Below are 18,546 nucleotides of genomic sequence, written 5' to 3' on the forward strand. Positions count from 1 at the left end.
CACTTTAATCCTCTAAACCTGGCCTCAAGGCTCTCAGTTTCATCCTTAACTGTTCCGTCGCTTTATCATAAATCCGACCCAGTACAACCAACCTTTCCATCACGCGATAGTATCTAGACTTGTACCAATAGGTTGATTTTTTTGAAGAGAAATCTCTTTCCAGTCGAGCTACCATGTCTTTAGCCCGGTTAACATCACGACGGGAAGGAAGAGGCCTAATATCATTTAGCCGCCTCAGAAGTGGTGCGTGCTGCTCGTGCTTCACCCGGTGGAGCTTATTAACGCGCCCCATGCACCGATTGTAGTCATGCCTGTAATCATGAGTCGTTCTATAGCCGGGTTCTGCCGCAAGAGATTCTAAATTCTTAACAGCAGCTCGAATTCTCTTTACCTCATCTGAAGGCAACCTTGGGCTATCAAAGCTGACTCTAAGACCATGTACGCTCAAAGGCTCAGTTGATGTCCTATAAACTCGGGTTTTACCTTCGTTGATCGGCAAGTCTTTATCGGTCAGCATATCGCTGACGATCTTCAATGCATAAGTAAAATCAGTCGTCAGTGATTTAGAAGAAATTGTGATGTCGTCTACTAGTCTAGTATACGTCAATCCCTTCCTGTTCAATCGTTCGACTACTCGCCCCTCCACATCGTAAAGACATAGGGAGGCAATGTAGCTAGAGGTGAGGCCACCTTGTACTAGGTGACCGTTATGGCAGCATATATCCGCGAGTATATTCGACACCTCCTCGCTATAACTAAGAAAGCTATTAAATATTCCGTAGACGATATCTTGATGGATGTTGTCAAAAAAACTTGAAACGTCTATCTTCAACAGGCTTTTAGCACCACAATGCCTTCCAGCGCAAGACACATAATCCTTACTATCGTAACCGTCATTATTCTTCTGATTAGGGATAGATCCGTAAATAAAATGAGGCCATCTCACAACATATCGATTAGAAAATATTGCGACATTGATACGCTTTTGTAGCTTCCGTAGATGGCGATGCGGATTATAGATGGGCCGCTCCACACCCCCAGCTTTCATGACGCTATTCTTTCTAGAATATCGCTCATCTTGGGTAAGAGCTAAGACCGAGTTTAGGAAGTCATCAGGAATTCGAAGAAGCCTGCATAAGCTTTCTCGACTAGCGATTGAGTTTTTAGACACCTTCTGGGGATTCGAAAGCATCGCACCCATCCATAGGAAATAAATGTGGGCCACACCAACCCATTACATAGGGTATAGAGAAAGATGTTGCATTCATCGAAACCATCCGCTGAAAACCACCATCTTTCTCATGGTAGGCCCACCGTGAAGCACTCCAGCGGGACGCGGGGTCGGAGACTGCCGAGGCCTCCTTATCAGTTCAATACAGAAGCGTATCGAATGCTTATTACTAAGCTAATCAGCGGATGTATCATTTCGATTGCAGCAAGTGAACGGTACGTTCACGCAAAGTAAAAAATACACGTTTTTGCATCGGATGCAACATCTTTGTGATGCTAGGTTGCCATCGCTTCAGAGGGGCACCTGCGGGTTACTAACAATCACTGTAGCCGGCTTTGGTTCATTAGCATCCTATCGTGAATGGCCGCTTCTGGCCGGTTCCTACCCTTCGTGAAGGGCAGCTTTGGGAAACTCTGTACGAAAACCCGGAACTCCAATCATGGCCCCTCGTTGGCTCAGTTTTTGTAGCGCCCCTACTCCTCTACAAGAAGGAATTCTGCAATTACAAAGCGTTACGAGCTCTCGGATGAGACCTGGTACAGGGTTGCCGGTCTCTTCAAACCCCAAAGTGGGCCATACACGCGCCTATAGCGCAGGTCGACGACCACTGTCTTGATGTGCCTGTTCGTGGAATCTGCCCTCGCCAGTGGCCCATTCCTACCCTGCCGGCGTCATCTCGACCGCTACACAACGCCCTTTCGTTCGCACCTTTTCCACCAGTCGCGCTCTGTTGACGAACACATTGATTTCGCAACTGCCTGAGTGCTGCACGTCTTCCCAGTATTCTGCGTGCACAAGTTGCCCATTCTGCGGCCCCGTGTAAGTACCCGCTGCTTCACGTGAAACATAGCTACTGTCACGTACATATCTGAGCACGACCATATCTTCCTCCGGTGCCACCATGATCTGCCTTGGCACGCCGAAGAAGTCGATCAGTTCGCCCACCGGGCGATCTTTCCAGGCACTGCTGGCCGACAATGATGCGCAGCCACTGAGCAAGGTGGCGAGCAGGGCCAACATAAACAATCGGTTCATAAGGTCTTCTCCCTGAAGGCCGCGTTACTTGGCAGACATCTGCGCGAACCCTTCATCTATCTTCTGCATGATGGCCGCCTTGGCCGTCTCGCGATTCAATATCTCGAAGAACTGCGGCCCTGCCTTGCTCATTTGCGACGCGGACATCACACCCAAGTGCTCCATCTTCTTGGCCTGGCGTTCAGTCGGCTTACAGACAAAGTCACGGCTTTGTGCCAGCCAGGCGTCAGGTTTGCTCTGCCACTGGCTGGAATACTTCGCATTGCGAAATTCATTGAACACGCTGTGGAAATCCGCCGCATCCATGATGCGCACGCGGTTCTTCGCACAGTCGATTTCGACATCGTAAGAGGTGAAGTTGGGTTTGCCGGGCTCTTCGTAAAGTTGATAGACACCCAATGATTTCGCGCCACCTGGACGATTGATGATGTGAGTGGGGTCGCCGTCGGCGATGAACACCTGATTCTTGCCCAAGGCACCCTGGTAGTGAACGACCCAGTAGTCGCCCTTCAGCACTTCGCTCGCCTGGGCAGCGAGGGCACTACACAGTAATGCGGCAGGCAAAAGCTGCCTTGTAAAAGCGGTCATGGGGGCGGTCCTTTGCCGTTATTTTTGGAGGCAATAGCTTCGCACCCTGAACATGTAGCAAAGGGCTATCTAGCACATCCGTCCTATGCCTTTGACGAGAACAGCGGTCGCAAAACTTCCTGGAACTTGCTCCCTGAGAAAGGTACCGACACCGGCGAGTCCAAACGGGTAGCTTCCAAGAACCGCAGACACTTAGGCAAAGCTCCGACCAAGTGATAGGGCGTTTCCATGCTGCCTTTCTGAGCATCAGTTCAATAGCGCCTTATCGCCCTACCCCAACTGCAAAAAGAACCGACCAATCCCCGCACCTGTCCGCTCTGAAAAGTCCTCATCCAGAAACAGATACCCCATGCCATCCGAAAGCACGCCTTTATGCTCAGGCAGCGCTCTATCCAGATCGCCCCCATAAATGGAAAGCCTTCTACGCCCTGCTCCTGCTGAAACAGGCGACTGTAGCCAAGCGTCCACGCCATCCAACTTCGAGGCCAGGTTTTCATCATCGTCCACGTCGGCGTTCATCCCCAGCCGCACCGTCCCGCGATCTGAAATCGGCTGAGCCGCCTCATTCCGCTCGGAACCGGCTCGAACGTAGCCCATGACAACTGCTTGCGAACGACCGTCAATGGCGCGCAGCTTTCGATAGTGAGCCACTTCACCCGGCTGATACGGCATAAAAACCGAAACCCAATAATTCCTGTCGATCAAGGCTCCTGAAAACCAGCTTCCAGGAAAGGCCATGAGGTGTGTCAGCGGCACGCCATCAGGCGAACAGGGCCAAGCCAGATCAGTGGGCAGGCAGGCCCCAGCACCGACATAAGCATCTTTTTTCTCAGGTACTTCACAGGTAAACGTCAGCTCATCAAACATCCGTATCGTTCCGATCAGTCATGGGCGCAGCATCCGTTAACTGCCGCTCGCCACTATACATCGGACACAGTACAGTCCCTTCTCGGCTTCTCTGACGATTGCAAATCATGGATGACACTCACTTCACTCCCGAACAACTGGCCAATAGAACCGGCACAGCCGTCGTGGACCATCAAGCGCCAATCCCCATGAAGTTCACCTCCGCCGGCCAACTCATCGACCCAAAAACCATCGGCTATCGCAGCCTGGGCTTCGGCAAGGCACTGACGATTCCAGCAACGCTCTATGAACTGCGCATCCACCACAGCGATCTGCCGCAGTGTTTTCTTGACTGCGCCGACACCTTTGCCGCCGAATGCAAAACCGACGATATCGACCAGGGTTTTGTCGACATTCCGGAGCTTGCACAGCTGGGTTACCCAAGCTTCAGGGCGCTCTTGCAAGACCATCCCGATCTGGCGGCGCGCCTGGTGCAGGACTACCTGTATTTCGAGTTGTTGTTTTCGCTGTTCCCGCATTCAAGCGGCCTTAATGTCGTGATCAACAGCATCACCCGCGTCTGCTCAAAAGACGGCGTCATGCTGCTGACGGGCGAGACCTACGCTGCCAAACAGTCATGAAGAAGCCCTGGCCTCAAGATCGATACCGGGAATCAGGCCGATGATGTCAAACAACGCATCACTATCGAGCGCGGTCCGAGCCCTCTGCCTCGCGGCTTGATGCGCCTTCAAGGCGATGGAAGATCCATCGCCTCAAACAGTGCAACCTCAAGTACCGAGAACATCAACAATCGGTGTGTACTGCGGACTATTCTCAACAGCGATTTATCGCACCTTTTTGGTGCGCCCGCACCTTTATTGTTCGCAAAAAAAAATGATGACACGTTAACTAAGACTGGATACTCTCCCGTCCAAGAGAAAGGAATCTCGTTGTACTAGTACACCCCTATTGGTATCGGACAAGGATGTGACATACATGTCTTCCCTAATTACCTCGCCTGCCACTCTCTACGAAACCGTCGGTGACGGCGTAGAGTCGAGTAATGCCTCATGGAGTTTCGGAGGCAGTACCCCGCAACACTTTGACTCCCATGTTTCGAAGTCCGTACCTAAATATAAGGACGGGCATAACATCGTGCTGTCGCTCAGCGACTTTTTTGTAAAGAGCGATAGCACCTGCTACGAACTGGGTAGTTCCACCGGCACCCTCACTCGGCAACTTGCACAGCGCCACTGCGCCTCGGTGAAGTGGGTGGGCATTGATGTGGAAGAGGCCATGACGCGCAAGGCGAATGAGCTCTTGAGCGCTTCGCCGCAGCACAACGTCAGCTTCGTTACCGACGATATCCTGACCTTTCCCTATGAAAAAAGTGATCTGATAGTTGCTTATTACACTATTCAGTTCGTGCACCCGCGCATTCGCCAAGCCTTGTTCGATCGTATCTACGAGACCTTGAACTGGGGCGGTGCTTTTATCATGTTTGAAAAAGTACGCGGCCCAGACGCACGCTTTCAAGACATTCTCAGCAGCCTGTATGTAGATTATAAGCGCGACCAAGGTTATAACGCCGAGGAAATCCTGGCGAAGACCAGAAGTTTGAAAGGTGTACTTGAACCTTTTTCCACAGCCGGCAATATCGACATGTTATCCCGCGCCGGCTTCAAGGATATAACCAGTATTTTCAAATATATTTGCTTTGAAGGCTTCTTCTGCATTAAGTGAATGGGGCTTCATTGTGAGTACAACTATAGAACAACAGTATTTGCAACTATTGCAAATGCCTGAAACCTTTCGTGCGCAGAAAATGGATTGTGAACTTTGCAATTCCAAAGATCATCGGGTTTTGCTGGAAAGTGTCCAGGGCCCCGGTGACCAGGCGGTGGCATTGCCAGTGCTCGGCTGCCAGGATTGTGGGCATATTTTCCAGCAATACCGCTTCGACGAAGCCTTCTACAGCGCTTACTACGACAAGTTCTACCGCCTGAGTTTGTTCGGCAATACGGAGCCGGAGCGCGCCTTCTTTCTGGACCAGGTACGCCGCGGCGAACACCTGTATCAGTACCTGCAAGATGTGCTTCCCGCCAAAGGCAAAATGCTTGACGTCGGTTGCTCCGCCGGCGGCCTGATGATTCCTTTTGCCAAGCGCGGCTGGACAGTCAGAGGCAATGACCCCGACCGGGCCTACGTCGAGTACGGCAAGAATATCGGCCTGGACATCGACCTGGTGGGCGCCGAACACATGAGCCCCACGGGTGATTACAACCTGATCATCATCAATGGTTCGCTGGAGCATGTTCATGACGTCAACCAGGTCATGCAGCTTTGCCGGCAGGCCAGTGCCGAGGACGGATTGCTGCTGATTGAAGGTCGCGCGTTGGGTTATGGCATCAAACAAGGGTTTCTAACCCATAACCATCGCCGCTACTTGAGTGCCAGCAGTATCGAGCACCTGATGTACCGGCATGGTTGGGAGCCGATCCAGACCACCCATGAGCCCGTGTGCGGGCCGACCCGACCGGGGGCGGTGTTCGTGCTGGGGCGAGCCTGTGCCCAGCCTGCCACCGAGCACCTCGATAGCATCAAGGCTCAGGGCCGCAAGGCACTGCAGGAGTCCTACATGCCAAGCCTGCACTCGATGCGACTCCGCACATGAGTGCCTCGGCCTATGCCCTCGAAAAGTCGAGTGCCCGCGTCCATTCCTGCTTCAGGGATGATCTGGTCGTGACACCACCGCCAGCAGACGCGGTCACCCGGCGCTACAACCTCTACGACCCCCGTAGTGATATCGGTTTTGAACTGGGCCAGGCCGAGTACTCACTTGCCTTGCTGTTCGATGGCCAGCGAAACCTGCAAGCGATTGTCGACGCCGCCCTGGCGCAGCATCGAATCAAGGTCAGCCCCGAGAAGCTTGCGCAGTTCGAGCGCAAACTGCTCAACCTGAAACTGCTGAGCAGCGAGCAAACGGATCATAAAAAGGACCTGCGCGATCCCGCCACGGGCATAACCTATGGCCCGCTGAAAGAGCATTTGCTGATTAACCTGGTTAAAACCAACCCGCAGCCATTGCTTGATCATCTTTACCGGTTGGCGCCCTGGTGCTGCCGCGCGGCATTCATTTTGCTGCTGCTGGCCTTGTCCCTGTTGAGCTTCGTGTACCTGGGCGCGCACTTGGACAGCTTCATGGCCGATGTCAGCGCCACCTATATCCACAGTTACCGCTGGCTGCTCTGGCACTTCCCGGTGATCCTGACCTCCATCGCCCTTCACGAACTGGGGCACGCGATGGCCTGTCGTCACTATGGGGTCAAGGTCAACGATTTCGGGATCGGCATCTACTTGTTGCTCGCCACCGGTTGGGTACGTCCGGTGCAGACGCAATGGTCGCAGCTACCGCTGAACCAACGGGTGATCACCATTCTGGCAGGCCCCTTGCTCAGCCTTCTGTATGCGGGAGTGGGCATTGCCCTGTGGGCGATGTTCCGTGACACCCAAGGGGTTTTACCCGCCCTTTTCGTGGTGATGATCGTGGCTTCGTGCATTTCCCTCATCCCCACCCTGCTGCCCATCTTCAATGGCGACACCTACCTGGCGATTACCGAAGTGCTGGGGCAACCGCGCCTGCGCCAGCGTGCTTTCAACTATGTAAAACGCCATTGGCGCAGCGCGCCGCAGGAAAGCCTTTCCCCTGCATTGCGCAGGCTCTACTGGAGCACATTCCTGTTGACCTGCCTGGGCTGGGTCATCGCCTGGAGCTTCATTGCAGCCACCCTGATTCGCCTTTTCAACCACCCATAAGGACAGTGTCATGACTCAACCTACAGTGACTCCGGCTATTGCCGCCATGGATGAAGCCACCACCACAACCGCCCCGGCCGACGTCGCGCCGCAAGCCCTTACCGATGCACCGTTCGAGGAGTTCGACCTCGACGATATCGAAATCATCGAAAGCAAAGTTTTCGCCTGATCGCTCCGGGCTTCCTCGGCTTGACGTCGAGGGAGCCTCCCCTTCCTCAGACTGGGCAACCACATGGCTCACTTCGTTAAGCCCGAACCGATTGGTGTGGGTATCCAGTACAACCCCGAGATCCTCGACTGGTTTCCATTTGAGGACATCGAAGTCGATGTGCTGGAAATACTGCTCGACAACATCATGGCCCCTATGGATGGCCCGCAGATCATCAAGCCCGCGGCCCAGGCGATGATCAATCGGCTGGCTGAGAAATTCACCTTGCTGGCGCATTCCAACTACGGTTGCGACTTTGGTTTCAGCCCGCTTGAAGAAACCGCCGCTGTGCAACGCCATGTGCCCCTGGCCAAGATGCTGAACAGCCCATGGGTCGCCAACCATTGTTTTTATGGCGACAACTCCTGGCTGGATATCTGGAGCAGCCCGCTGCAGTTTTCCAATGCAGAGGTTCTGCGCTGCGCCGAACGCGCGAAGGCTTTGCAGGCACATTATGGGATGCCACTGGCCCATGAAAACGCCGCCTATTACTTGCAATGCCCGGGTGCAGAAATGCGCGAAGCCGAGTTCCTGGCCCGTCTCGTGCAGCAGTCCGGCACCTTCTTGCACCTGGACTTGCACAACATCTACACCAACCACCTGAACCTGAAAAACTTTGACTTGCGCGACTACCTCGACACCTTGCCGTTGGACAAGGTGATCTCTGTGCATCTGGCAGGTGGCAGCTGGCATGAGGGGCTCTACCACGACTGGCATGACTCGTGTGTGCCCGAACCTGTTTGGGATCTGTACCAGGAACTCATGTCCAGCTGCCAACCCTCGGCGATCATCCTCGAATACCAGGGGCAGGCTCACCACGCACTGACACGCGTGATGGACGCCAACGACGAACACATGATCGTCACCGATGTGCGGCGCGCACAGAACATCTGGAATCACTACACAAAAGCGGCACAGGAGCTGACGCATGGATGCTGAGCAGGTCTGGAAGCTGTGGCGACGCCTGCTACGCGATGAAACACTGCAGCAGCAGTTGTTCGAAGCTCAAGGCGCGACTCAATGGCTGGAACACTTTCCTGATAACGAGCGGGTGATTCTGCAGGCCTATGGCAGTCAGTTTGAAAGAGTGAAATGGTTCGTCGAAAACTATCAGTTCCGCTTGGTCAATTCCTTTATCAATGCGCTGGAAACCGGCGCGCCATTGACGCTGCGCGCGCTGCTCAATATCGACCTGGACCTGCCGGCACTGTCCAAGGCATTCCTGCGCCAACAAGAGTGGTTCGACTACGGGCCAAGAGTGTATGGCTATTGCGATGCGGCATTGGGCTTTCTGCTCGAACGCCAGGAACTCGCCGACTACCCGCAGATTCGCGACCTGATGGGCCTTGAGCGCGAATCTGTGCGCCTCTACATCGGGCTGGTGGAAACCAGTGCCGCAGTGCCGGGCACTTATCAACGCACCGACGGTGCACGCATTTACCAGAGCCGCTATGCGCTGTCGCACTGGTTGCGTGATAAAAGCCTGCTCGGGCGTAGCAGACCGGAGGAAGCCAGCGAGCATATCTTGGTGTATTTGCCCACCCCTGAGGCGCGCCACAAATTCACCCTGATCAGCCCGCGCGCTGCGTACCTCTATCACTGCCTGGAGCAACCGCAGTCACTCGCAAGCTTGATGCAGATACTGGGTTCCAGCGCCGCACAACCCAGCGGCGAAGACTTGGCACTGCTCGATAAGCTGCATCGACTCAACGCCATCAGGATGCCGGCCTAGACCATGGAAAGCTCACAGTACTTCTGGCTGCGCTCGACCGGCTTCCCCATTCATCACTTGACGGATCTGGGCCGATTCGCCGACCTGCCGGCGTGCCGCGCCTTCGAGCAAGACTTCCGCTCCTTGCAGACGCTGAAGGCGACGCTACTTGAAAAGGCCAACGCGCATTCGCCCCAGGCCTGCCGCAAATTCATCCGCAAACTCAACGAGAACCAGGCCCTGCAACCCACCGATCTGCCAGAAGTACTGCGCGAACCTCTCGGTGAGGCTTTGCAACACTGGAATGCTTTGCTGGCGCGAACGTCAGCGCCTGAAGAAGCCGCCCGGGAATATGACGCCTATCTGGAGAGCGCCCGCCAAGGGCTGATCGACTTCCTGGATGACGAGGCGGTGGCCGAGGCCTTGTTCATCTCCAACCCGTCGGCGTTGACACGCATCCGTGAGCTGATCAGGGATCGGCACAGCAGGAACGACACCCGCAAAAAGCAGAAGCTGCGCTTGGGCTGGAGTTACGCGCAACGTTTCTGCGCCAAGAACGATACCTCCAGTTTTTTCGGACCTTTGGCCTGGGGCCGGTTCGATACCCGGCAGACGGCCAATGTGCATCTGACCCAGGATGACACGGCGTGGATCAAGGATCGCCACACCTTCTTCGAGAATTGGGTGGTACAGCGGTTGGTCGAACAGATCAACCAGCAATGCCCAGACACCGACCTTATGCCCTTGCAGCTCAATACCGGCTGCTACCTGCACGAACAGACCCTGTTCATGCCGATTGGCAAAAGCCAGCGCCTCAACCCGCAAACCGCACAGGTACTGCAGTACATCAGCGAGCACCCGGGTCGAGCCGCCACTTATGCGGGGATATTGAACAACTCTCCGCAAGACGCGGCTGGCACATTGCGCGATCTGCTGGAGCACCTGGTGAGCAAACGTATCGTGCGCCGGGGCTGGCAAATGTCGCCCCGTGAGCGTCACCCCATCGTGCAGCTGCAACGCTGTTTGGCCAACGCGGGGGTATCCGACCCGTTCAACCAGCTCTGGCAATCGCGCCTTGAAGCACTGGAGGGCTTGCGCCGTGACTATGCCCACGGCGACCTGATGCGTCGGACCGAATGCCTGGAGCGCTTGAACCAACTGCTTGGCGAGGCCGGGGTCGACCTCAGCCGAGAAACCGGCGCCATGTATGTTGGGCGTTACCCGCTGTACGAAGATTGTTCGAGAAACATGAACATCAGCCTTGGGCAAGCCATGCTCGACCAAATCAACCAAGAACTGGCGCCGCTGATGCGCATCAATCAGTGGCTGATCAAAGCCATCGCGCACCAGCTCAATCAGGCTTTCATTGAGGTCTGGGAGCAGCGCCAGGTGGCCAACCCCGGCAAACCGGTTGATTTTCTCGACCTGCTCAACACCCTTGCCCCTCTGTTGCCTGCACTTGAAGCGCGCATCATCGGCGACCTCGATCAGTGCCTGGAAACCGCTTGGGCGCAACTGCTGCAGGGCTTCCCGGAGCATGCCGAAGTGCGTCTGTGTACTGCGGATGTCGAGCGCCTGATCAGCCTGCTGAACACTCTTCTGGATGTCGAAGGCTTCGAGGTGTTCGGCAGCGACTTTCACTCTCCGGATATCCTGCTCTCCAGCGCGTCGGTCGAGGCTTTCAATCGCGGCGACTACCAAATCATCGTCGGTGAAGTGCACCCGGCAGTTCATACGCTGAGCCAGCCCGTTGCCGCCCCGTTCGGACCCTTCAATACGCAGATAAACCAACAGGTGGAGGCGATTTTCCAACGCCCGCGCCTGGTACTGGCTGACTCGCCCGAGAGCTATCAGCGCTCCCACATCGACTGGCCATTGCAGCCCTCCTACCTGCAATTGGTGCTGCCGTCTGGCGGCGGTTGTGTCGCAGCGCACCAGCAGTTTGCCGCCGGCAGGGCAAAAGTGCTGCGGGTGAACGGTCGCCTGCAAGTGGTCGACGCCCTGGGTCAGTTCAGCGAAGACTTGCTGTGCGTGTATTCCACGCCCTTGCATCGGCTGGGCTTCGCCCTGGCCGGCAGCGCCGTGGCCAAACACGATCACCGCCGTATCTGGTTGGGCCGGACCCTCTACAAGCGCGCTTCCTGGCTATTTGCCCGCGATCGCCTGCCGGAACCGAAGGGCTCGATCGACGAGCTTGAACACACCCTGCAATGGCGTGCCTGGGCTGGCGCTCACGGTTTGCCCCGCTATGCCTTCGTCAAGATCGATACCGAACCCAAACCGCTGTTCCTCGACTTCGACAACCCTTTGTCCTTCGACGGCATCAGCAATGCGCTGAAGAACGCTGGCCACGTCAAGTTCTCTGAAATGCGACCGTGCCCCGATGAACTTTGGCTTGAAGAGGCACGGGGGCGTTTCTGCTGTGAAATACGCACAACCTTTTCCACATGCGAGGCTCTTGCGACATGAGTAAAGAAAATACAGCCTCTTGCGCCAAGGCCGACCAGGAAATAAAGCACACGTTTGTGTACCTGTTTTTGACCATATTCATTCCCTTTGGCCTCGGCCATTTCGTCTCGTACCTGTTTCGCACGGTCAACGCTTTGATCTATGTGGACCTGGAGCAGGAACTGCACCTGCCGGCCAGCAGCATGGGCCTGCTGACCGGCGTGTACTTTCTGACCTTCGCCGCGGCGCAGATTCCGCTCGGCGTCATGCTCGACCGCTACGGTCCGCGCAGCGTGCAGGCCCCCATGCTGTTGTTCGCGGTATTGGGCTCGCTGATTTTCAGCTTCTCCCATACTGAGCTGGGTCTGATCATCGGTCGCGGCCTGATCGGCCTGGGGGTTGCCGGTTCGCTGATGAGTGCGATCAAGGCGTGCACCATCTGGCTGCCGGTCGAGCGTCTGCCGCTGAGTACGGCGTGCCTGTTGTCGGTAGGTGGCCTGGGCGCCATGGCGTCCACCACGCCGCTGCATGAACTGCTCAAGTGGATCTCATGGCGTGAAGCGTTCTTGATTCTGGCGCTGTTGACTCTGTTCGTCAGCGCGGTCATTCACCTGAGCGTGCCGCGCACCTACAAACCCAAGCACACCACTCTGGCCGAAATGTCCAAGGCCGTGGGGACGCTTTACTCCTCGTGGGTATTCTGGCGACTGGCGTTGTACTCGGTGTTTGCCCATGCGATCTACATGTCGGTGCTGTCGCTGTGGATGGGACCGTGGCTACGCGATGTCGCCCAGCTCAGCGAGTCGAGCATGGCCAATACCTTGCTCTGGGGCACCGTGGCGATGGTGGCAGGTTCGCTGGCCTTCGGCTCGATCACCGACTACCTGCGCCGCTTTGGTGTGCAGCCGATCATGGTGTGCGGCGCCGGGGTTGCGATTTTCATCGTGTTTCAATCGCTGATGATCAGCGGACTGCCGGTGTCGCCGCTGCTGATTGCCATGGGGTTCAGCTTCTTCGGCACCTCCACCACCATGAACTACGCGATCGTAGCCCAGTCGGTATCGCCTGAACTGGCCGGGCGGGTCAGCTCGTCGTTCAACCTGGTGGTGTTCGTGCTGGCGTTCGCCTTGCAATGGTTGATGGGAGAGATCCTGAACCTGTGGCCGGCCAGTGGACAAGGGCATCCGGTGGAGGCTTATCAGTGGTCGCTGGGCGTGATGATTGCGTTGCAGGTACCTGGGGTGTTGCTGTGGCTGAGTTTCAAACCGTGGCAACTGAAAACAGCGACGGCGCGGTAAACGCTGGCGGCCAGCTGGTCTTCGTTGACCACAGGTCCGTCAACCCGCCGCAAAAACCCGCCAGTTGCGCTGCGTATGAGCGAGCAAGGCATGCTCAGCATCGAATCACTGACAGCACAGGCAACCGCTGATCAACGGTTGATCGGGGTCGCTTTCAAGAAAGGTGACCCTGACTTCCACCCCCGTTCGCAGTGGCGTCAATTCGCACTGCCAATTGGCAGCGCCTCCTAGCCAACAGCTGCTTTTGTCGTCAAACCGACCTTCCCGATCCCAGGGAAACTTGACCTTGAGCCTTGCGCAGCGCCCATCAGTGCGCAGCGCTTCATCTTCCATGGCGATAACCTGCGCAGTCTGGCTGGGCACCTGCGGTTTCTCGTGAGCCAAAGGCGGACGATAGAGCGCATTCCCCGGCACAAGCATGAAGCGATTGCAGTAACCCGGATGCCGGTCATCGTCAGCCGGGTCGCCACTGGCGTACTCATTCAATACCTGTGGCTGTCTGCCTTCATGGATGACCCGAGTCAGAAGCCATGGCTCATTGCGCTCTTGGCCCGGCGGGCCGGGAATTTCCAGAACATGGCCACTGGCTAACCCGGTTTGCTGACCTTGGCTTTCAAGCGGACGGTAGGCCGCGCGGCGGTGCTCACCGGCCTGCGGGGTGAGCTGCCTGGCGGGCTTGATCAGTCGCTCGTTGGCCCGCCTGTCGCCCTCGGGGGCGACAGCCGTGGCTTGCTCGATCCTGGGAAAAACCGCCTGATGATCGCCAAACACCAGCACATGACCTTGAGCACTGTGCTGGAAGTGAAAGTGAATCCCCTCCTCCTCACACAAGCGCTGGATGAAGTGCAAATCCGTTTCACCAAACTGGGTACAGCAATCACGCTCGGGGTAGGTCGAGTCCAACTCAAAGCGGTAGGCATCGCCCAGAATCCCGTGTTCTTCGAGAATCAGGGCAACGATGGCCGGTACCGAAAACTGCTGATAGATCCTCTGGTTGGTGCGGTGGCGCAAGTAGGACAGGTGCGGAACCAGGGCCAGGTTGTAGCACTGGGTGTCCGCACATTGGGCGATGTGATAGATGCGCCCGTGAATGCCATTGCCGTGGCCATCGATAGCCAGGAAGGCCTCCCTGTCGACGAGGCTTTGCAGTTCCAGGTCGGGTCGGCCACTCACACACTCCACCTTGAAAAAGTAAGGCTTGCTGATCGCCTCTTCCCCGGTGAATGCGAGCACTTGAACCTCATGCGCAAAACCGTCGATGGTCAAACAGAAGTGCGGTTGATTGGCTGGGCTGAACATCCACTGTGCTCCTCTTGGATCAGGTATTGAATGGACACAGGCGCATACCGCCATGCGGGAAAGTTAATTTCCCGCATGACGAATACATTTCAACGAATGTTTTAAATAATGAGCCCGCACTCGCTATAAAACGTGCATGGCGCAGGAGAGGAAGAGTCAAACCCGATCAGATACTGCTCTTCACCTTAGTCCAGACCCGCGTCCGGATGCGCTCCAACTTCAATGGCAGCGGTTCAAGCGGAACCAGTGTTGCGACGGTTGCCTTGTCGGGATATATCCATGGGTTATCGCGCAACTTCTGCTGGACAAACTCGGTGGCATCCTTATTGGCATTAGGATACAGCGTGTGATTTGACGTTTTGGCAATCACTTCCGGACGCATCATGTAATTGATAAACGCCAGGCCTTCTTTTGGGTGAGGGGCGTCTTTGAGCAGCACCAGGTTTTCCGACCAGACCAACGCACCTTCGCGAGGCAGGCTGTAGCTGATCGTGCGTCCGGTATTGGCACTTTCGTTGGCGGCCTGCGCCGCCAGGGCGCCATTAGCCCAGCCCACCACGACACAAATGTTGCCGCCCGCCAAGTCAGTGTCAATTCTGGAGGAATCGAAATAAACGATATAAGGCCGGATCTTCAACAGCAGTTCCTGAGCCTTCTGGTAATCATCCGGGTTCTTGCTATTGCTGGGGAGCCCAAGGTAATTCAAGGCAATCGAAATGATCTCGCTGGGCGAATCAAGCATGGCCACACCGCAAGACTTGAGCTTGCTGATGTTCTCTTCCTTGAAGATCAAGTCCCAACTATCGACTGGCGCATGATCACCCAATGCCGCTTTGACTTTATCCACGTCATAGCCAATGCCGGTGGTGCCCCACAAATAAGGCACAGCGTAGCGATTGCCTGGGTCGTTGACCGCAAGTTGGGCCAGGATGGCCGGGTCGACGTGGGACAGGTTACTCAGCTGGGCAGGGTCCAGCGGCTGCAGCACCCCCGCCTCGATCAGGCTGGGCAACACATTGGAGGTCGCCACCACCACGTCATAGCCGGTGCGTCCGGCCATGACCTTGCTCTGCATGATCTCGGCGCTGTCGAAGGCATCCATGTGAATTCGGGTGCCCGTGGCCTGTTCGAACTCTTTTGGCGTTTCCGGAGCCAGCAGCCCGAACCAGTTGTACAGGTACATTCCTGGCTCTACTGCACCTGCGGATGTACTGATTCCGGCGCAGAGCAACGCGACCGAAAAAACGGTTCGCAAAGGTGATTTTCTCATGCAACATCCCTGTCTAGACGACGTGCCCTCATGGCTGTCGTAAACCTTGAAGGCGAATATACCGAGCCTTGGGCAATAGTAAATACCTACGATTACTTACCTTTTACCTACGACTCCCTAACCCTAAAGGGGTAGAAAATGCCACTCGACCTGCATAGCCTGGCTTGGCACCGCTCGATTGGAAAACTGATCATGCAGCTGAACCGTCCAGACTTCTGGAGTTCGCTTATTCGCACACTCAATGAATATGTGCAGATCGATAACTGGGTCGTGCTGATCTTCAGCAATCAACAAGTACAAGTGGTCAGTCTTCCCGAAGTAGCCGATGTGGAAGAGGTGGATGCGTTCATTCACCTGTATGTAAAGGGGCTATATCTGCTGGACCCCTTTTATATCGCCAATCGAGAAAACCCGCAGAGCGGATTCTTTCACCTGCTGGATATTGCGCCGGAGTACTTTCGGGAAACCGAGTACTACCACAAGTACTTTGCGCAATACATTTCTGTCGATGAAGTGCAATACAACATCCAGCTCGATGCCGACAGAACCCTGTGCATCTCCATTGGCAGCGGCGTGCACTTCAATCAAGAACAGATCACGATGCTGGATCTGATCAAGCCGTGGGTCACTGCGTTGATGCATCAGCGCATGTGCTTTGAAACGGATGTCGAGAAAAACCTCAGCGCCCCGCCGCAATGGCCCGAAACCATTAGCCAGCTAGGCACGCAAATAACCACCCGCGAGAGCGATGTACTCAGGCTGTTGCTCAGTGGCTTTTCCAACAAGGAGATCGCTGGCAAACTTTCCCTCTCGGCAGAGACGATAAAGGTTCACCGTCGCAACATTTACGCCAAGCTGAACATCAAGTCGCAATCCGAACTCTTCGCTCGATTCTTCATGCCAAAACAGGATGTTCTCTCTTGACGCTATCGACCTCGATGACGATCCCTGCCGGGAAACCGTAAGCAAACCACTGCATAGCCTGGATGCCTCACGAACCCCGCATCCCATCAGCAACACCCTCCAAGCCCCTCTCAACACGGATGTCGAACACCCCATGTTTAAAGCCATTCTCTTCGGCCTGCTCTCCTGCGCCCTGGTGCTGCCTGTTTTCGGGCTGGTCATTGCACAGTTTCTCCCTCCTGCGTTCGTTGCCCTTGGCGAACCGGGTTGGAAACAACAGCACAATCAACTGGTCAGCCTGCATAGCGTTCAATGGCTGACGGTGCTGAGCTGGGCCCTCATGGCAGGGCTGGGGGGATTTGTCAGCACCCGGACCCACGCGACCCGCTCCTTGCGTCCCGCCATCTGGGTCGGGGTCATCATTCTGCTGGTCTGGGGCATTCCCGTGGGGATCTTCTCCTTGAGCCAGATAAGCTGGGTGCATATCAGCTGCTGCCTGGCCATCATGCCGGCGGTGCTGGCAGGTGGTGCGCTGGCGCGCAGAAAAGCTGAATCATTGACCTGAACATCAACCCTAAGCAGGTAGCACTTCGATGGATATGCAATTTCGCGGTAACGCAATGCCTGGTAACCCCGCTGCCGGCACCTGCGATGAGTACAGCCTGAGCGCCATTTCCAGCCTGGATGAGCTGATCGACGCCTACCGCCAGATCGCCGACAACCACCCAGGCTTCAGGCCCCTCTTCTCGCTGGATGATCTGCCGCAGGCTCGCTACACCTGCGGGCATGCCCGCAACAACCTGGGACTGGACGAGGCCTCGGAACAGGACATTGCCCAGTTACCTGCCGAATGCTTCGAACAGGGCGAATACCTGGGCTATCCCACCACCAAAGCCGAGTTCGCAATCTGCTTGCGCAACTTCACCGAGCTGGTGGCCGGCAGCTCGTTCGAAGATGCTTGCGCCCACGGCCTGACCCTTGACCAGCCCGCCCTGCAGGAATGGATGGACTATCAGAACAATCCGGTTTCACTGCTCGACCAGCCTCTCTCGGCGCTCCTGGTTCCGGTCGAGCATGCCTGCCAGGCACTGGCTGCGTTTCCCAACGGCTATTTCAGTTGCGACCTGGGCCCCGCGCAAAACTATGCGCTAGCGCGCCATTTTGCCCAGGCCCACGGTTATGAATTGATGGGGGTTGGCGCGTCTTACCTCGGTTTCCTGCGTGCAGCGCCTGCCGACCTGCACGTCGCCAACGCCGTGGCGAAGGATTTTTGTGCGCTCTACAACACCCCTGATGAGAACCGGCAAGCGGTAATTTCAGCGGTCGCCCAGGCGATCCGCGAGCGGACACACCTGTGGCTGCGCTACGTGGAATGACGCTTGGAGAAAGGGTGTGGATTCACAGGCTCAGCCGCTTCTCCATCGGCTGATAGATCAGCCCGGCAAACTCACCCTCCTCCCCAGCCAACGCGAAACCGTAACCTTCGTAAGCTGCCACTGAGGACAGAGACGCTCTGACGGTTACCACATCGGCTCTGGCCTGCTCCAGAGCTGCGTTCACCAAGCGTTTGCCAACGCCGCGCCGCTGCCACAGCGGCGCAACGAACAGCATCGCCACATGGCGTCCTTCCTTGAGCTCGATCAGTCCGACCAGGGTTCCCTCTGTGACACAAACCAGCATCAGGTTGTCACTCGCCATTCGTTCGGCAAACGCCTCCTTTGCCGCTACCTTGGCGAAGGTTTCCACGCCCTGCGCTGACAGCGAAGGCGCAACCGCCAGCATGAACGCTTCCAGGCAAAGGGCAGCGGCGCTCGGCAGGTCTTCGTGAGTCATCTTGCGTATCTGCACAGTCGTCGTCCTTGGCTTGAGTGGAGTGTTTCTATACCAGAACAT

Annotated in this window: 19 protein-coding genes; 12 read left to right on the forward strand and 7 right to left on the reverse strand. The window is 56.1% G+C overall.

Going from position 1 to position 18,546, the window contains the following annotated elements; genetic code table 11:
• Positions 1-4 precede the first annotated feature (4 nt).
• From WIN67_RS16660 to WIN67_RS16675, 4 genes are all read right to left on the reverse strand, one after another.
• A complete protein-coding gene (locus WIN67_RS16660) occupies positions 5-1,048 on the reverse strand; it encodes a reverse transcriptase family protein (RefSeq protein ID WP_339069363.1) in 1,044 nt (347 codons plus the stop codon).
• 840 nt (positions 1,049-1,888) lie between these two features.
• Complete coding sequence (locus WIN67_RS16665) at positions 1,889-2,266, reverse strand: hypothetical protein (RefSeq protein WP_272755276.1); 378 nt, start codon at positions 2,264-2,266, stop codon at positions 1,889-1,891.
• Positions 2,267-2,290: 24 nt separating this feature from the next.
• On the reverse strand, positions 2,291-2,854 hold the full coding sequence (locus WIN67_RS16670) for a hypothetical protein (RefSeq protein WP_213666473.1): 564 nt from the start codon (positions 2,852-2,854) through the stop codon (positions 2,291-2,293).
• A 270-nt stretch (positions 2,855-3,124) separates the two neighbouring features.
• Complete coding sequence (locus WIN67_RS16675) at positions 3,125-3,721, reverse strand: hypothetical protein (RefSeq protein WP_339069367.1); 597 nt, start codon at positions 3,719-3,721, stop codon at positions 3,125-3,127.
• A 107-nt stretch (positions 3,722-3,828) separates the two neighbouring features.
• On the opposite strand from WIN67_RS16675, the gene WIN67_RS16680 reads away from it, so the two are divergent.
• From WIN67_RS16680 to WIN67_RS16720, 9 genes are all read left to right on the forward strand, one after another.
• The gene (locus WIN67_RS16680) at positions 3,829-4,341 is read left to right on the forward strand and encodes a hypothetical protein (protein ID WP_339069369.1); all 513 of its coding nucleotides are present in this window, start codon (positions 3,829-3,831) and stop codon (positions 4,339-4,341) included.
• A gap of 355 nt (positions 4,342-4,696) precedes the next feature.
• Positions 4,697-5,443 (forward strand): methyltransferase domain-containing protein, encoded by a 747-nt coding sequence (locus WIN67_RS16685; RefSeq protein ID WP_102879149.1) that lies wholly within the window; start codon positions 4,697-4,699, stop codon positions 5,441-5,443.
• 121 nt (positions 5,444-5,564) lie between these two features.
• Positions 5,565-6,374 (forward strand): class I SAM-dependent methyltransferase, encoded by an 810-nt coding sequence (locus tag WIN67_RS16690; protein WP_339069372.1) that lies wholly within the window; start codon positions 5,565-5,567, stop codon positions 6,372-6,374.
• Positions 6,375-6,442: 68 nt separating this feature from the next.
• Complete coding sequence (locus tag WIN67_RS16695; RefSeq protein WP_339069373.1) at positions 6,443-7,516, forward strand: M50 family metallopeptidase; 1,074 nt, start codon at positions 6,443-6,445, stop codon at positions 7,514-7,516.
• Between the two features lie 10 nt (positions 7,517-7,526).
• On the forward strand, positions 7,527-7,685 hold the full coding sequence (locus tag WIN67_RS16700; protein ID WP_162884043.1) for a TglA family RiPP precursor: 159 nt from the start codon (positions 7,527-7,529) through the stop codon (positions 7,683-7,685).
• A 96-nt stretch (positions 7,686-7,781) separates the two neighbouring features.
• Positions 7,782-8,663: a DUF692 domain-containing protein gene (locus WIN67_RS16705; protein WP_339069376.1), complete on the forward strand. Its 882-nt coding sequence runs from the start codon at positions 7,782-7,784 to the stop codon at positions 8,661-8,663.
• Positions 8,653-9,456, forward strand: a complete 804-nt coding sequence (locus WIN67_RS16710) for a hypothetical protein (protein ID WP_110653317.1) — start codon at positions 8,653-8,655, stop codon at positions 9,454-9,456. The genes WIN67_RS16705 and WIN67_RS16710 overlap by 11 nt, the downstream gene beginning before the upstream one ends.
• Before the next feature lie 3 nt (positions 9,457-9,459).
• Entirely contained in the window at positions 9,460-11,904 is a 2,445-nt protein-coding gene (locus tag WIN67_RS16715; protein ID WP_339069379.1) for a lantibiotic dehydratase, read from the forward strand.
• The gene (locus WIN67_RS16720; RefSeq protein WP_110653319.1) at positions 11,901-13,181 is read left to right on the forward strand and encodes an MFS transporter; all 1,281 of its coding nucleotides are present in this window, start codon (positions 11,901-11,903) and stop codon (positions 13,179-13,181) included. Before WIN67_RS16715 ends, WIN67_RS16720 begins: the two co-directional genes overlap by 4 nt.
• Before the next feature lie 105 nt (positions 13,182-13,286).
• On the opposite strand, the gene WIN67_RS16725 is transcribed toward WIN67_RS16720, so the two are convergent.
• Both WIN67_RS16725 and WIN67_RS16730 read right to left on the reverse strand, forming a co-directional pair.
• Complete coding sequence (locus WIN67_RS16725; protein ID WP_339071723.1) at positions 13,287-14,480, reverse strand: contractile injection system protein, VgrG/Pvc8 family; 1,194 nt, start codon at positions 14,478-14,480, stop codon at positions 13,287-13,289.
• A gap of 166 nt (positions 14,481-14,646) precedes the next feature.
• Positions 14,647-15,750: a polyamine ABC transporter substrate-binding protein gene (locus WIN67_RS16730; RefSeq protein WP_102879142.1), complete on the reverse strand. Its 1,104-nt coding sequence runs from the start codon at positions 15,748-15,750 to the stop codon at positions 14,647-14,649.
• Positions 15,751-15,888: 138 nt separating this feature from the next.
• Between WIN67_RS16730 and WIN67_RS16735 the strand changes: the two genes are divergently transcribed.
• Genes WIN67_RS16735 through WIN67_RS16745 form a run of 3 tightly spaced genes read left to right on the forward strand, consistent with a single transcriptional unit; the run spans position 15,889 to position 18,029 of the window.
• Positions 15,889-16,674, forward strand: coding sequence for a response regulator transcription factor (locus WIN67_RS16735; protein ID WP_102863385.1), 786 nt, complete (start codon positions 15,889-15,891; stop codon positions 16,672-16,674).
• A complete protein-coding gene (locus WIN67_RS16740; RefSeq protein ID WP_339069384.1) occupies positions 16,661-17,218 on the forward strand; it encodes a hypothetical protein in 558 nt (185 codons plus the stop codon). The genes WIN67_RS16735 and WIN67_RS16740 overlap by 14 nt, the downstream gene beginning before the upstream one ends.
• Before the next feature lie 55 nt (positions 17,219-17,273).
• A complete protein-coding gene (locus WIN67_RS16745; protein WP_339069386.1) occupies positions 17,274-18,029 on the forward strand; it encodes a DUF4253 domain-containing protein in 756 nt (251 codons plus the stop codon).
• A gap of 22 nt (positions 18,030-18,051) precedes the next feature.
• Here WIN67_RS16745 and WIN67_RS16750 read toward each other — a convergent pair whose 3' ends face one another.
• Positions 18,052-18,501, reverse strand: a complete 450-nt coding sequence (locus tag WIN67_RS16750; RefSeq protein WP_102879140.1) for a GNAT family N-acetyltransferase — start codon at positions 18,499-18,501, stop codon at positions 18,052-18,054.
• Positions 18,502-18,546 lie beyond the last annotated feature (45 nt).

It is taken from the genome of Pseudomonas idahonensis (genome assembly GCF_037903935.1).
Classification (GTDB): Bacteria; Pseudomonadota; Gammaproteobacteria; order Pseudomonadales; family Pseudomonadaceae; genus Aquipseudomonas; species Aquipseudomonas danubii.